Genomic DNA, 13787 nt, shown 5'->3' on the forward strand with positions numbered 1-13787 from the left:
TAGACGATGACTCGGGTCGCTGCGACCCGACCTGCTGAGTCGCTCGACCTACGGCGCCAGCTTCACGAGGAAAGCGTCTTCCGTGCCGTCCGCGGCGAGCGCTCCCCCGCCGAGGTCGACCTCCCCCACCGTGCTGCCAGCGACGAACACGTGACCCGCGCTGTCCGCGGCGATCGACAAGCCCAGCTGGACGTCGGGACCGGCGAGCTGTACGACCGACAGCAGGTCGCCCGCGCCGCTCAATCTGGCCGCGAGGGCGTCGTAGTCGCTCTGGCTCCCGGTGGAGAAGGGGCTCCCGGCGAGCTCGCCCGACCCATAGAAGCTGCCGCCGAGCAGCACGTTCGCCCCGTCGCTCGCGATGCTCGATACCCACACGTGCAGCCCGAGACCTTTGCTCCAGAGGTGGTTGCCGAGCGGATCGAGCTTCGCCAGGAAGGACTCGTTGGCCTCTGGCAAGCTCGACAGCGGCCCGCCGCCGAGATCCAGGGTCGACCCGAACTTGCCCATCACGAAGAGGTTGTCGTCCGCGTCCACCGCGACGGCCCGGCCGGACTGCCACGCGTCGTCGCCGAAGTTCTTGCTCCACAGGTGATTGCCGAGCGCGTCGTACTTCACGATCAAGACGTCGTCCGAGCGCCGCGTGGCCTTCGACAGCGGCCCACCGCCGAAATCAGCGCTCCCCCGCAGCGCGCCCACCACGATCACGTTGCCGGCTCCATCAGCGGTCGCGCTCCACGGGTGCATGTAGTCCGTCCCCACGAAGCCTCTGCTCCAGAGGTGCTCGCCGCCCGGAGAGAGCTTCACGAGGAACGCATAGTGGCCGACCGTGTTCCTCGGAGGGACGCGGCCGCCGCCGAAATCGATGCCCGTGTCGGAGCTGCCGGACAGGAAGATGTTCCCCGCGCCGTCGACCGCCAGCGCATCGAGCGACTTGACGCCGCCGGTGCTCAAGCGCTTGCTCCAGAGGTGGGCGCCGGACGGGTCGTATTTCGCCATGGCGATCGCCGGGATGCCGCGGCCGACCGGCCCGCCGCCGAGGTCGAGGTCGAGCGATGCCTCGGCGCCCACGAGGACGACGATGTTGCCAGCGCTGTCCACGACCATGCGCCGGATCGGGGTTGGCGAGAGCGGCGGGCCCACGTCGAAGGCCCTGCTCCATAGATGCTCGCCGGCCGGAGAGAGCTTTCCCAGGAAGATCGCGGGGCCCCCCGGCGCGAGCTCTCCGCCGCCGAGATCCACGGCGCCGCCGAGCGCGCCCAGGAACACCGCGTTGCCGTCGCCGTCCGCTGCCACCTCCAGGATGGAGTGCTGTACGCCGTTGTCCTGCCTCCCTTCGCCGAGGTGGCACTGCGACGCATCCCCGCCGGTCGATGGCGCGAACTCCACCACGAAGCTGTCATCCCAGCCGGGGGAGCAGCCGGGGAAGTTGTGATCGCGGCACTCGATGAGATCGCCTGGCTGGAACTGACCATCGTAGCGGCCCGCGAGCATCCCCCGCGGACCTTGTTCGGTGACCTTCCAGGCGAGCCCGGCTGCGCGCTGGTCCTGGGCGTCGCCTGCGCGGCGGCTCCAGAGAGGCGCGCCGCTCCCGTCGAGCGCGGCGTAGAAGAGGTCGTCACCGCCGGCGCTCGTGAGCGGCCCCCCGCCGAGATCGATCTGGCCCTGGAACTCGCCCGCGAGCAGGGACACGTCCCCCTCTGCAGGGGCGATGGCCTTGCCGCGCTGATCGGCCTCGTCTCCGAAGCGCGCGCTGTGGAGGTGGTCCCCGGTCACGCTCAGCCAGGCCACGAAGACGTCGCGGCCTCCCGCGCTCACCAGCGGCCCCCCGCCGAAATCCGCCTGTCCCTCCAGGTCGCCTATCAGCAGCACCTCGCCCGTCTCGCGCGCGTCGAGGTCCCCGACATGCTGGTCCTGGGCATCGCCGAAGCGCTTGCTCCAGAGGTGCTCGCCATGGGCATCGAGCCTGGCCACGAACACGTCATCACCGCCCGCGCTCACGAGCGGGCCGCCCCCGAACTCCGCCTGCCCCTGCAGATCGCCGGCCACGATGACGTCGTCCGCGCTGTCCACCGCGATCGCCTCGCCGCGCTGGTCCGCGGCGTCGCCGAACCGCTGGCTCCAGACGGCATTGCCGTCAGGATCGAGCTTGGCGACGAACACGTCGTCGCCGCCGGCGCTCACGAGCGGGCCGCTGCCGAGGTCCACTGTCCCCTGGAACCGGCCGGTCACGAGGATACTTCCTTCGCTGTCCGCCGCGATCGCCTCGCCGCGCTGATCTGCGGCGTCGCCGAAGCGCCGGCTCCAGACGTGTTGGCCGTCGGCGTCGAGCTTGACGACGAAGATATCGTCGCCGCCGGCGCTCGTGAGCGGGGCGCCGCCGAGATCCACGGTTCCCTGGAACACGCCGACCACGACGACGTTCCGGGCGGCGTCCACGGCGACGGCGCGCGCCCGCTGTCCGCCGGGGCCGCCGAACCGCCGGGACCAGAGGGGTATGTACTCCCATTCGGGATCGTCGCTGTCGCGCACGAACTTCACCACGAAGGCATCATCGCCGCCAGCGCTGTACATCGAGCGCCAGCCGTTGCGATCCATGGCTCCCGCAAAGTGGCCGGTGACGATCATGCCGCCGTCCGGATCGATGGCGACGTCGGCGGCGACCTGCGCGTGGGCGCCGCCGAAGCGCTTGCTCCAGAGATGGCCTCCCGCGGGCGGGCACGCCGACGCGACTCCATCGCAGTCCTCATCGGACGCCGTTTCGCACTGCTCCTCTGTCGGAAGGACCTCGCCGACGCAGGGACCATGAGCGTCCCCCGCGGCATTGCACTGCTGCGTGCCCGCACGGCAGAGGCCGACGCCTTCGGTTCCCTTCGGTCCGGCGTAGCAGGCCCGCTCGCTGCCTGGCGTGCAGAACAGCAGACCGCCGGCGCCGCCTGTTCCCCCGACACCGCCTGTTCCGCCAGCGCCGCCGGTGCCGCCGGTGCCGCCTGTTCCCCCGACGGCACCGGTGCCGCCAGCGCCGCCGGTGCCGCCAGCGCCGCCGGTGCCGCCAGCGCCGCCGGTGCCGCCAGCGCCGCCGGTGCCGCCAGCGCCGCCGGTGCCGCCAGCGCCGCCGGTGCCGCCAGCGCCGCCGGTGCCGCCAGCGCCGCCGGTGCCGCCAGCGCCGCCGGTGCCGCCAGCGCCGCCTGTTCCCCCGACACCGTCCGTTCCGCCCGCACCGCCGGCGCCGCCCGTGCCCCTGGCACCGCCGCCCGCTCCCCCTGCGCTCGCCTCGCTGGCAGCCGGAGATGATCCCGCTCCGGTGCTGGAGCCGCCCTGCTCACCGACGTCGCAGGCCAGCGCGGGCGCGGTGATGGCCAGCAGGACAGCTGTCCTTGTCAGCCGTCGCGCCCCGCGGACCGATCGACACCGCCCTCGCGACTCATCCTTCGCGCACATGCATCTTCCACCCAGCTCGCTCTGTTGCGCCAGCTCGACAGGACATTCACGAGAAAGCTGGATCCCGTCCGGGTTCACCCGCGTGCGGAAGGAGAAAAGAACACCTACACCGAGACACTTTGTAAGTATAATTACTTAACAAACGGTGCTGGACGCCCTGACTCGCTGTCGCCGGCACGTATCGGGTAGGGTGCGTGTCCGAGGGATCGCACCGATGCGCAAGAATTTGATTTCGATTGGTTTGCTCAGCTGCCTGCTCTGGTCCTGCACCTCGTCCACGTCGGCTCCGGACGATGATGCGGCCACGGGCGCCACCACCACCACCAGCAGCACCGCGAGCACGGCTCAAACGAGCGGAACATCGTCGAGCGCCGGGGGTGGCGCGGGCGGCAGCAACGCTGGAGGCAGCGGCAGCACGTCGGCCGGTGGGGGTGAGACGAACGAGGGTGGAAGCGGCGGCACCGACAGCGCTAGCTCCGGAGGCACGGGCGGCGCGGGGACAGGCGGCGAGGGCACGGGCGGCATGCCCGATGAAGGCCCCCCCAAGAACCTCGCGGAGAAGTACGCGAGCCTCTTCCCGATCGGGGCAGCGGTGGATTCGCAGTCGTACATGACGCACGCCACGCTGCTGAAGGCGCACTTCAACAGCATCACCGCCGAGAACGAGATGAAGTTCGAGTCGCTGCAGAGGAACGAGAACAGCTTCACCTACGACGCGGCGGATCGCATCGTGAGCTTCGCGGTCACGAACAAGATGAAGGTCCGCGGGCACGCCCTTGTCTGGCACAGCCAGAACCCGGCATGGCTGTTCTCGAACGGCTCTGGCGGCGCCGTGTCGAGGCAAACCTTGCTGACACGCATGAAAAACCACATCAGCAACGTCGTGCGTCACTTCCGGGGCAAGGTCTACGCGTGGGACGTCGTGAACGAAGCCATGATGGAGGACGGCTCGTACCGCACGGGCAACCTGGCCGATGGCCAGAGGAGCCGCTGGTACGAGATCCTCGGCGAGAGCTACATCGCGGAGGCCTTCAAGGCCGCGCACGAGGCCGATCCAGACGCCAAGCTGTACTACAACGACTTCTACAACTACATCCCCGCGAAGCAGCAGGGCATCTACAACATGCTCAAGGGCCTGCTCGATCAGGGCGTGCCGGTCCACGGCGTCGGGCTGCAGGCCCACCTCAACATCGAGCCCTCCACGGTGACCACGAACCAGGCGGTTCACCAGAACGTGGCCAACATGGGAAAGGCGATCGAGCTCTATTCGTCGCTCGGCCTGGATGTGCAGGTCACCGAGCTCGACATCTCGCTGTACATCCCCGGCGTGACGTACAACCAGAGCACGTTCTACACGACCGCGACCTTCACCGACGCGCTGAAGGCCAAGCAGGCCGCGCGCTACCGGGAGTTCTTCGAGCTGTTCCGGAAGTACAAGTCCGTGATCACGGGCGTCACCTTCTGGGGCATCGCGGACGACAACACCTGGCTGTCCGAGTTCAGCTCGGGGCGCAAGGACTTCCCCCTGCTCTTTGACATCAACCACAACCCCAAGCCGGCTTACGACGCCGTGGTGGGCTTCTGAGGGGTCATGGACGCCAGACGAGCCGGCCTGCCCCGGCTCGCTCTCGCCGCGACGCGCGCGCAACGCTCGCGATGACCTGAGCCTCCCGCCTCCCACGGGCGTGGCCATTTCCGGCCACCCCATGGCCACTCACGGCCATTGTGCACGTGATTCCCGTGCTTTATCCCTCTGCCATGAGCTCCGAACGCGCGCCATCGTCCACGGCGTGGGCCGTGGGTAAGGCCCTCTGCATCCTTTCGGCCGTCGCTTACGGCCTGTTGACCGGGCTGATCGACATCCTCGATCCGCATCACCTCCGGAACCCCGACTGGCCCGGACACGCGAGGTTCCACCTGCTCTGGCAGATCGGCGCCGGCGCCCTCGGCGCGCTCGCTTCCATCTACCTCTTCTGGACGGCCACGCCGCGCACCGTGGAGCGTGTCCGGACAGGCGCCTTCCTGGGTGCCCTCCATATCGGCGGGTTCATCCTGGCGGCCGTCTTCACGAGCGCTGCCGGCGCCGAGTTCGACGCCGGTGGCCGGGTCCTGCTCGGCTTCCTCCCGCCGAACATGCTGCACCTGGGCACGTCCGCAGCCCTGCTCTTCGCCGGCGTCTCCCTGTGTCACAGGAAAGGGGCCGCCACATGAGCCATCGCACCGTCTCTGCTCCCGTCCTCATCATCGGCGCTGGTCCCTCGGGGATGGTGAGCGCGCTGTGCCTCGCCAGGCGCGGCGTCGACTGCGTGCTCATCGAGCGCCGGCCGGGCCTGGAGAATCACCCCAAGGCCCACGAGCTCTCGGCGCGCTCGATCGAGATCCTCCACGAGCTGGGGCTCGGTCATGGCGAGCTGTCCGCGGAGGCGTCGCCGGAGGAGGACGCCGCCAAGATCCTGTTCTGCGGCACGATCGGCGAGGAGTTCGGCTGCATCGATCTGCGAGCCAACGGCGTCGGGCGCAAGTACCGAGAGCACCTCGAGGCGCCCCTGCCCTACCTCAACATCTCGCAGGTCGAGCTGGAGAAGCTCCTCCGCGAGCGCGTCTCGGCGTCGCCGCGGATCCAGGCGCTCCATCACCACCAGTGGGAGTCCTTCGAGCAGGACGCGGAGGGCGTCACGAGCCGGATCACCAGCAGGACGACGGGGGAGACCTTCGCGGTCCGGAGCCAGTACGTCATCTGCTCCGACGGCGCCGGGAGCCGGAGCCGAAAGGCCCTCGGGATCGAGATGAAGGGCCCGGACAAGCTGCTCGACGTCGTCAACGCGTATTTTCAGGCGGATCTGCGCCGCGTGGTCCGCACCCGGGGCAAGCTCTACTTCATCTTCTCCCCCAAGGCGCCGGGCAGCGTGTTCATCGCCCACCACGTCGAGAAGCGCTGGGTCTTTCACCTCCCCGTGGCGACGCCGCACGAGAAGATCGAGGAGTACACGCCCGAGGTGATGCAGAAGAAGATCAAGGCGGCGCTCGGGCGGGACGACGTCGATATCGAGATCACCTCGATGAGCCACTGGCGCATGACAGCGCAGGTGGCGGAGCGCTTCCGCAGCGGGCGCGTCTTCCTGGTCGGCGACGCCGCCCATCGCTTCCCGCCCACGGGCGGGCTCGGCATGAACTCCGGCATCGGCGACGCGCACAACCTGGCCTGGAAGCTCGCCATGGTGATCGAGCGGCGGGCCGCGCCCGGCCTGCTCGACAGCTACGAGGCCGAGCGCCGCCCGGTCATCGAGACGAACTGCGACGAGAGCCGGCTCAACTTCGAGAGGATGAGCGAGGTCGCGGAGGCCTTCGGGATCGAGGTCGAGGAAGCTCAGTGGGTCAACGAGAAGCTGGCGAGCTCCACGATGCGCGCGCTGCCTGCCCCGCTCCGCGCCTGGACCGAGCGGCAGGTCCAGCACTACGGCGAGAGCATCCTCTCGCGGTACCATCGCGATCCTTCGGTGCGAGAGCGCGTCCTAGCGGCCATCGCGCAGCAGAGGTCCCATTTCGACCGGATCGGGCTCGACCTCGGCTACACGTATGAAGAGGGCGCGCTCCTCGGCGACGGCACGAGGCCGCCGGAGGTCGACGACCGGGTGTCCTCGTACCTCCCGTCGACGCGGCCGGGCGCGCGATTCCCCCATTTCTGGCTGGACGGGAACAGGAGACAGCGCGGCAGCCGCTCCATGATCGACTACGGCGCTTCGATCCTGCTGCTCGGCGCGGCCGTCGAGGCGCTGCCCGCGGACATCGAAGCGCTGGAGGACGTCGAGGCGCGCCACGGCGTCCGGCTGTTCAGGCTCGGCTCGGCCGACATCCCTGCCTGTCACCGGGACACCGTGCACGCGCTCTCGCAGATCGAGCAGGACGGCGCGCTCCTGATCCGGCCGGACGGGCATGTCGCGTGGCGCCAGCAGCGCGGCGTGACGCTATCCGTGGAGCTGATCGCCTCGATCGTGGAGCAAGTCTACGGGGTCTAGCTCCACCCACCAGGAGTCCTGCCAGGGATCCGGAGAGAGGTTTCAACGCAAAGACGCAAAGCGGCAGAAAGGAATGAATCAGGGGCGGTCGCGGCGTCACGGCGTCATCGGCAGCGCGACCAGGAGGTTCAGGTTGCACATCTCGTTCTGCGTGCCCCACCCCGGCAGCACCGGGGCCTCGGCGTCGCGCGTGTCGAAGGTGCATGTCACCTCGAGCGAGGAGCTCGGGTCGAGCAGCGGCGGCGTGCGATACCAATAGACGCCTTGCCAGTGGACGTCCCAGTGGTCCACGCGCGCGATGCAGCTCTCCTGCGTCCCCGACCCCACGCGCAGGTCGAAGGTGCGCCCGCGCTCGTGCATGTGCGGCATCACGCCGAGCACCTCGATCGGCGGCAGCGCCGGGTCGAGCGCGAGCTCCGCCCGCGTCCTGCGCCATGTGTAGGCGGCGTCCTGCTGGCCGGGCGGCAGCGTGTCCGGGCCGTCCGGCTCGAAGAGGGTCGTCATGAAGCCGTCGTCCCCGACGAACACCGCGCGCCGCTCCACGGTGTCCTCGTAGCGGAGCCGGAGGCGCGTCGAGTCCTCGGCGGAGGCGCCCGCGTGGTCATGGATGTTGTAATGCACCTGGACGACGAAGACGTCCTTCGCGGAGACCGGCGCCCCGGTGCCGCCGGGGAACTCGACCACATCCTGCCCGGGCGCCCAGGCGAACAGCGGCTGGAACGGCAACTCGTCGGCCGGTCCGCCGAAGCACTCCCAGCCGGGCCGGTCCGGCGAGGCATCGTCGAGCTCCGTCATCACGTCCTGGTTCGTCTTGCCCTCCGCCAGCGACGCCTCCGAGGGGGTCACCCGATAGACCGTGACGTGATGAACGATGGACCGGACCCCGGGCGTCACCTGATATCCGGTGATGAAGCGGTCCGCGTCGAGGCTCGGGTCCACGGGGAAGCACCTCCACTCGTCGTGGGCCGCGAGGGGATCGGCGGGGTCGACCACGGGGGTGATCGGCGGCGTCATGTAGTCGACCCCGCCCTCGAGCGTGGGCACGGGCGGGGTGGGCGGCGCGCCCGCGCGATCGCCCTCGGCGCGCGCCCCGGTCGCCCAGCGATGGATGACGTCGAGCTCCTCGGCGGTGAGCGTCTCGTCGTCCTTGAAGTCGCCGCACGAGCCGTCGTGCTTCACAAGGAAAGGGGGCATATGGCCGCCCCGCACCGCGTCGTCGATCGCGCCGGCGCGCGCCTTCGCCGAGATGTAGTCGTCGAGGCGGAAGGGCGCGAGCCCGCCCTCCTGGTGACACGCGGTGCACTTGGACGCCGTTATCGGCGCGACGTCCTGCCAGAACGTCGGCTCCTGCGCCGTCTCCGCCTCCTGCGCCGCGCATCCGAGGGAAAGCGCGAGGAGCGGCACGGAGGCCGCGAGGCCGCGCGCGTGGAGGAGCAGGGTCGTCGTTCGCGTCGTTCGCGTCGTTCGCCTCGATGGCCTCTCGTCGTGCTGCTTCATGCGGACCTCCAGCAACTGTTTACGTCGTACACGGTACTGTGTGTGCTATACGCAGTTGAAGGATGGCTGTCAAACCAAAGAGACGGCGAAAAACTGCGACGGAGTACAGCGGGGGCGGCGACGCCGTGCGCAGCCTCAAGCTCCTCTGGGGGGTCAGGAAGCGGCCGAGCCGGGGGCCCAGGCCCGGCCTGAGCCTCGATCAGATCGTGCGGGCCGCGATCGAGCTCGCCGACGGCGAGGGGCTCTCGGCGCTGTCGATGCAGCGGGTCGCCGGGAAGCTCGGGTTCACCACGATGTCGCTGTACCGGTACGTGCCGGGCAAGGCCGAGCTCCTGGATCTCATGCTGGACACCGTGGCGGGGGAGCTGCCCCTCGTGGACAGCGTCCCCGGGGGATGGCGGGCCAAGCTCGAGGCGGCGGCGCACGCCGACTGGGCGCTCTACCACCGCCACCCGTGGTTCTTGCACGTGACGCCGGTGCGCCCTGTGATGGGGCCGAACGGGATGGCGGCGTACGACGCGGAGCTCCGCGCGGTCTGCGGGATCGGCCTCACCGCCCGCGAGGTGCTCGCCGCCGTCCACCTCGTCGACGGGTACGTCCGAGGCGCGGCGAGGCTCTCGGTGGACGCGGTCGAGGCCGAGCAGGAGACCGGCGTCACCGACGAGCAGTGGTGGTCCGAGCGCGCGTACTTCTGGGACAAGCTCTTCGACCCGGGGCGCCACCCGACGATGGCGAAGCTGATGCGCTCGGGCGCGTTCGACGACCACCCGTTCACGGAGGACGTGTTCCTGTTCGGCCTCCAGCGCCTGCTCGACGGCATCGAGGCGCTCGTCCGGTCGCGCTCCGGTCAGTGTGACGAAAGTCCCGAAACGTCACGCCCCCCGGCGCGCGTTGGTGATGAAACTCCCGGCGACGCCCCCCGGCGTGACGAGGGGCCGACGTGCGCGCAGTGCGGCCGCGAGATCGCCCAGCCTGCCACGGGGCGGCCGCGGGCTTACTGCTCGCGGGCGTGCCAGCAGCGCGCTTACCGGGCGCGCAACGCGTCCGACGGGCGGTGATCGCCGCCCCTGTGCGCCTGCCGCCGGAGCGTGGCCGTACCCCTCAGCGCGCCGTCAGCATCCAGGCCCACTGTTTTCGGCGACCACTCGTCTCTGAGATTTTTTCCTGCATGCATTGACGCACTCCGGCTGTGGCCAGTAGCGAGCCGTGCCAGGAAGCAGGGGTATGGTGCAGTTGCATGCAGCGCTGTCGAGGCATCGATGTGCCGTCTCGCATCGGATGGTGGGGCAGCGGCGGCAGTGCGGGCAACGGCGGCGCCGGCAACGAGGGCGGCGGCAACCGTGGCAGCGGCGGCGGCAACGACGTCGGCGGCCCGCGCGCGCCCCCGCGAGCGTGTACGTGGCGCCCGACGACCACGGCGACGCGTGCTCGTGCTCCGCGAGCGGTCGGCGCCGACGTGGTCGGCCGCGAGACCGCTGAGCACCACCACCCGATCGTGCGCCTCGTCGTAGGCCCCGCCCTGCACGAACAGGCAGCTGTTGGCGTCGGCCACGTGGCTCCAATCGCGGCCATCCCCGCTGAAGCCGCATCCGTCGCGGCGAGCCGCTTCCAGTCAGATGCCGGCCCCGCGCACCAGAAGGACCATCCCCGTCCCCATCACGGCGGCGCCGGCATAGCGCAGCCCCCGCGACAGGGACTCTCGACCGGCGGCGAGCTCGCCGAGGACGAGACCGCAGAGGTGAAGCACGGTCGTGCTCAGCAGAAAGCCCATGGCATACAGCGCCGGGCTGACCGCATGAGGCATCTCCAGGCCGTGGGCATGTCCGTGAAAGACACCGAACATCGCCACGCATCCGGAGAGCAGGAACGGTGAGGAGCCACGGGTCGTGGTGACGATGCCGAGACCGAGCGCCGCGACCGACGCCGCGATGCAAAGCTCGCCCAGGGGCATGGGCCATTGCGCCATTCCCGGGAGGCCGCCGACCAGCATCGCGGCGACGAACGTGGCGGGGATCCGGAGGAGGTGCTTTCCGCCGAGCTGCGAGCTGACGACACCGACGCTCACCATCGCGAGCAGGTGGTCCGCGCCGAACACCGGATGGAAGAGGCCCTTCAGAAATCCCGCATCGGCGCCGCCCGGGTGCGCCCAGCTCACGGAGGGCCGCGAGACGAGCGTGGCGACGAGCAGGGCGCGCGCGCCGGGACATGAAGCCCATCCCATCGTCTTCTGGATCGTGGATTTCATGAAGCGCCTCTCCTCGTCAGGCGTTCGCCACGCGCGCTGCCGTCGATGCAGGATCGCTGTGGAAGAGCTTGTAGGCGAGCGCCGCGAGCAAGAGCTCGGTACCTGCGATGAGCACGTTCGGGTAGAGCGGGACGCCCGCGACGACCGGGAGCGGCACGTCGGGTCCCGCGAGCAGGCTGGTCCCCGGGATGAGCCACGTAATGTAGAAGAAGGGCGTCCAGATGATGACGACGATCCAGGCCGCCACGTTGAACCCGACCTGCGGCTCCATGGACCGCCGCCACACCATCCACAATCCGACGATCGTCACGCCACACAGGATGAGCAGCATGAGGGCGTCATGAAAGCGCGCATGCTCATGCCATGCAGGGTTGAACAGGTGGGTTTCATTCCAGTCCACGCCGACAGCGACGATGGCGCCGCTCGCCAGAACGAACGTGAGAACGACTCTTCCCAGGGTACTTCGGTTCATGGTGATAGGCTCCTGACTCTCGTTGGTTGGAATAGCCCGCTTCCCTCATCAGCGCGGCCACCTCGCGTTGAAATTCATAGTAACGGTGGAACGTGGCCGCGGCGCTGACTGGGACAGTATCGATGAATTGCTGCGCCAGGCTCTCCCGCGGGGCCCGTGTCGTCTCGTCGACGCAGATGAGATTTGCGTCTTGACGAAACCTACCGCGCGCCATCCGGCATTGGAGGCGTCCACGGCGCTGATCGAGGCCGGCAGGTGTCCGGCCACGTGGAGCCCCTGGTTCTTTGCCTCGTCGAGGATCGCGAGCGGACCGGCCCCGTCGGCGTTGCCGATCTTGATAAAGCCAGCCAACGCCCCTGAGATCGATGCGACCGACATGGCCGTGAGCCCGAGCTTTTCCTTCCGCACATGATGATTCATGGGCTCTCCGCGGTGAATCACGGAGATCATAGCCGCCCATTAACCACAATAACAATATATTGATCCAATCGATCGATTTGATCTTCTGATTGATCCATGGTACGGTCGAATGTCGTGGACCTACGACACCTTCGCTATTTCCTGGCGGTCGCCGAAGAGCGCCATTTTGGCCGCGCCGCGCGGCGACTGCACATCGTTCAGCCGGCGCTGAGCATGCAGATCCGGGCGCTCGAAAACGAGATCGGCGGCGCGCTGTTCGTGCGGACGAGTCGGCGCGTGGAGCTGACCGAAGCCGGCGCATTGCTGGTCGTCGAGGCGCAGCGGGCGGTCGCGCAGGCGGAGCGGGCCAAGGCGATCGTCCAGCAATCGCTGCGCGGCGACATCGGCAAAGTTCGCATCGGTTACGCGGGCAACGCGATCCTCACTGGCAAGATGACGGACCACCTGCGAGCGTTCCGCAAAGCCCATCCTGCCGCGGACATCGAGCTGCGCGAGATGCCACCTTCGAGGCAGGCGGAAGCCGTGTTGACCGGCGAGGTTGACGTCGGCTACTGCTCGGCGTTCGCTCTCAAGGTAGATCCGCGGTTGAGCGTCCAACCGATCGGCGCTTGGCCGCTGGTGGTCGCGATGGCAGAGGAGCACGCGCTCGCGGCGCACAGGCGCGTGACGCCGAAGATGCTCGCCGGAGAGCCGCTCATCATGTTCCCATCGGAAGAGGCCGGTGACGAGGTGCTGAAGAGATTGATTCTCGTGATAGGACGCGAGCCGCGCCGGGTCCACCGCGCCGACACCACCTTGAGCATGCTGTCGTTGGCCGGCGCAGGCCTGGGCGTGGCGCTGGCTCCAAAACCGCTGATTCAGGTGAAGGTTCCCCGCATCGTTTATCGTCCGTTCGTCGCGCCGAAGAACGTCTTTGCCGAGCTGCTCCTGATCGGCCGCGCTGACGAGACCGCCGGCTCTGTACGCGCCTTCGTGAAGCTAGCATCCGGCTCCTCGGATCGGGCCACCTCACGGTCGTAAGCTCCCTTTCGTCGATGTCGTCATGCACGCACAGAACGGATTCGATATCCAGCATATCCCGCGAGCGATGGGCCGCCGCATCCTCCATCAAGACGGCGGCGAAGCTGTCGGCGTCGCTGCTGCTGACCCGCATCTTCGTCGAGAGCGTGGAGCGGTTCTACGAAGAGCGCGCCGCGCGCCGAGGCGCGTGCGGCGCGGTCAAGAGCCTTCGTGACCAAGCTCGACCGCGATGGCAACTTCATCTGGAGTCAAGCCCCCATCGCCCCGCCGGACAGGCCGCTCGAAATCTCCAGCTATCCCGAGCGGATCGCCGTCGATGCGCTCGGCAACACCTACCTGGTCTTCGTCAACGTCTGGACGGACGGTGCCTACCTGTTGAAGCTGAGCCCTGGCGGCGATGTCCTCTGGAACCACAAGATCACGCCCCCTCCCGACGAGTACGACCACCCGCTCTACAACGCCGATCTCGCGATCGACAGCGCGCGACTCGATCCCCTTCGGCGACGCGCTCGCGCTCGATTCCGCTGGTAACATCGTCGTCGCCGGAGACGGGCTCGCCAAGCTCGACCCGAGCGGCGCCGAGCTCTGGACCCTCAGCTTCGGCGCCAGCGCTCATGGCATCACGATCTCGCCGAGCGGCGTGATCGCCCTCACAGGGGCTGCGAGCGCGGCGGTCGAC

11 protein-coding genes are annotated in these 13787 nt (G+C 68.8%); 6 read left to right on the forward strand and 5 right to left on the reverse strand.

From position 1 onward, the window contains the following. Positions 1-48 precede the first annotated feature (48 nt). Positions 49-3438, reverse strand: a complete 3390-nt coding sequence (locus WMF12_RS34690; protein WP_437852282.1) for a hypothetical protein — start codon at positions 3436-3438, stop codon at positions 49-51. A 214-nt stretch (positions 3439-3652) separates the two neighbouring features. Here WMF12_RS34690 and WMF12_RS34695 point away from each other — a divergent pair, with 214 nt between their 5' ends. From WMF12_RS34695 to WMF12_RS34705, 3 genes are all read left to right on the forward strand, one after another. Continuing rightward, entirely contained in the window at positions 3653-5023 is a 1371-nt protein-coding gene (locus tag WMF12_RS34695; RefSeq protein WP_437852283.1) for an endo-1,4-beta-xylanase, read from the forward strand. Between the two features lie 173 nt (positions 5024-5196). After that, positions 5197-5649 (forward strand): hypothetical protein, encoded by a 453-nt coding sequence (locus tag WMF12_RS34700; RefSeq protein ID WP_437852284.1) that lies wholly within the window; start codon positions 5197-5199, stop codon positions 5647-5649. Continuing rightward, on the forward strand, positions 5646-7454 hold the full coding sequence (locus WMF12_RS34705) for an FAD-dependent monooxygenase (RefSeq protein ID WP_437852285.1): 1809 nt from the start codon (positions 5646-5648) through the stop codon (positions 7452-7454). The genes WMF12_RS34700 and WMF12_RS34705 overlap by 4 nt, the downstream gene beginning before the upstream one ends. A 96-nt stretch (positions 7455-7550) precedes the next feature. On the opposite strand, the gene WMF12_RS34710 is transcribed toward WMF12_RS34705, so the two are convergent. After that, the gene (locus tag WMF12_RS34710) at positions 7551-8951 is read right to left on the reverse strand and encodes a hypothetical protein (RefSeq protein WP_437852286.1); all 1401 of its coding nucleotides are present in this window, start codon (positions 8949-8951) and stop codon (positions 7551-7553) included. Between the two features lie 62 nt (positions 8952-9013). Here WMF12_RS34710 and WMF12_RS34715 point away from each other — a divergent pair, with 62 nt between their 5' ends. Then, positions 9014-10009, forward strand: coding sequence for a TetR/AcrR family transcriptional regulator (locus WMF12_RS34715; RefSeq protein WP_437852287.1), 996 nt, complete (start codon positions 9014-9016; stop codon positions 10007-10009). 554 nt (positions 10010-10563) lie between these two features. On the opposite strand, the gene WMF12_RS34720 is transcribed toward WMF12_RS34715, so the two are convergent. From WMF12_RS34720 to WMF12_RS34730, 3 genes are read right to left on the reverse strand one after another with little or no spacing between them, the layout of a single operon-like run. Then, positions 10564-11196: a HupE/UreJ family protein gene (locus tag WMF12_RS34720; protein WP_437852288.1), complete on the reverse strand. Its 633-nt coding sequence runs from the start codon at positions 11194-11196 to the stop codon at positions 10564-10566. Positions 11197-11212: 16 nt separating this feature from the next. Continuing rightward, complete coding sequence (locus tag WMF12_RS34725) at positions 11213-11668, reverse strand: DUF6640 family protein (RefSeq protein ID WP_437852289.1); 456 nt, start codon at positions 11666-11668, stop codon at positions 11213-11215. A 48-nt stretch (positions 11669-11716) separates the two neighbouring features. Beyond that, positions 11717-12088, reverse strand: coding sequence for a hypothetical protein (locus WMF12_RS34730; protein WP_437852290.1), 372 nt, complete (start codon positions 12086-12088; stop codon positions 11717-11719). Between the two features lie 114 nt (positions 12089-12202). Here WMF12_RS34730 and WMF12_RS34735 point away from each other — a divergent pair, with 114 nt between their 5' ends. Further along, positions 12203-13108: a LysR substrate-binding domain-containing protein gene (locus WMF12_RS34735; protein WP_437852291.1), complete on the forward strand. Its 906-nt coding sequence runs from the start codon at positions 12203-12205 to the stop codon at positions 13106-13108. 210 nt (positions 13109-13318) lie between these two features. Beyond that, entirely contained in the window at positions 13319-13639 is a 321-nt protein-coding gene (locus WMF12_RS34740; RefSeq protein ID WP_437852292.1) for a hypothetical protein, read from the forward strand. Positions 13640-13787 lie beyond the last annotated feature (148 nt).

The sequence above is a fragment of the Sorangium sp. So ce363 genome (assembly GCF_051520435.1).
Classification (GTDB): Bacteria; Myxococcota_A; Polyangia; order Polyangiales; family Polyangiaceae; genus Sorangium; species Sorangium cellulosum_B.

Bases quoted from the DNA above. Each gene is read 5' to 3' on its own strand.
- WMF12_RS34690 (WP_437852282.1), bottom strand. From the start codon at position 3,438: ATGTGCGCGAAGGATGAGTCGCGAGGGCGGTGTCGATCGGTCCGCGGG.
- WMF12_RS34695 (WP_437852283.1), top strand. From the start codon at position 3,653: ATGCGCAAGAATTTGATTTCGATTGGTTTGCTCAGCTGCCTGCTCTGG.
- WMF12_RS34700 (WP_437852284.1), top strand. From the start codon at position 5,197: ATGAGCTCCGAACGCGCGCCATCGTCCACGGCGTGGGCCGTGGGTAAG.
- WMF12_RS34705 (WP_437852285.1), top strand. From the start codon at position 5,646: ATGAGCCATCGCACCGTCTCTGCTCCCGTCCTCATCATCGGCGCTGGT.
- WMF12_RS34710 (WP_437852286.1), bottom strand. From the start codon at position 8,951: ATGAAGCAGCACGACGAGAGGCCATCGAGGCGAACGACGCGAACGACG.
- WMF12_RS34715 (WP_437852287.1), top strand. From the start codon at position 9,014: ATGGCTGTCAAACCAAAGAGACGGCGAAAAACTGCGACGGAGTACAGC.
- WMF12_RS34720 (WP_437852288.1), bottom strand. From the start codon at position 11,196: ATGAAATCCACGATCCAGAAGACGATGGGATGGGCTTCATGTCCCGGC.
- WMF12_RS34725 (WP_437852289.1), bottom strand. From the start codon at position 11,668: ATGAACCGAAGTACCCTGGGAAGAGTCGTTCTCACGTTCGTTCTGGCG.
- WMF12_RS34730 (WP_437852290.1), bottom strand. From the start codon at position 12,088: ATGAATCATCATGTGCGGAAGGAAAAGCTCGGGCTCACGGCCATGTCG.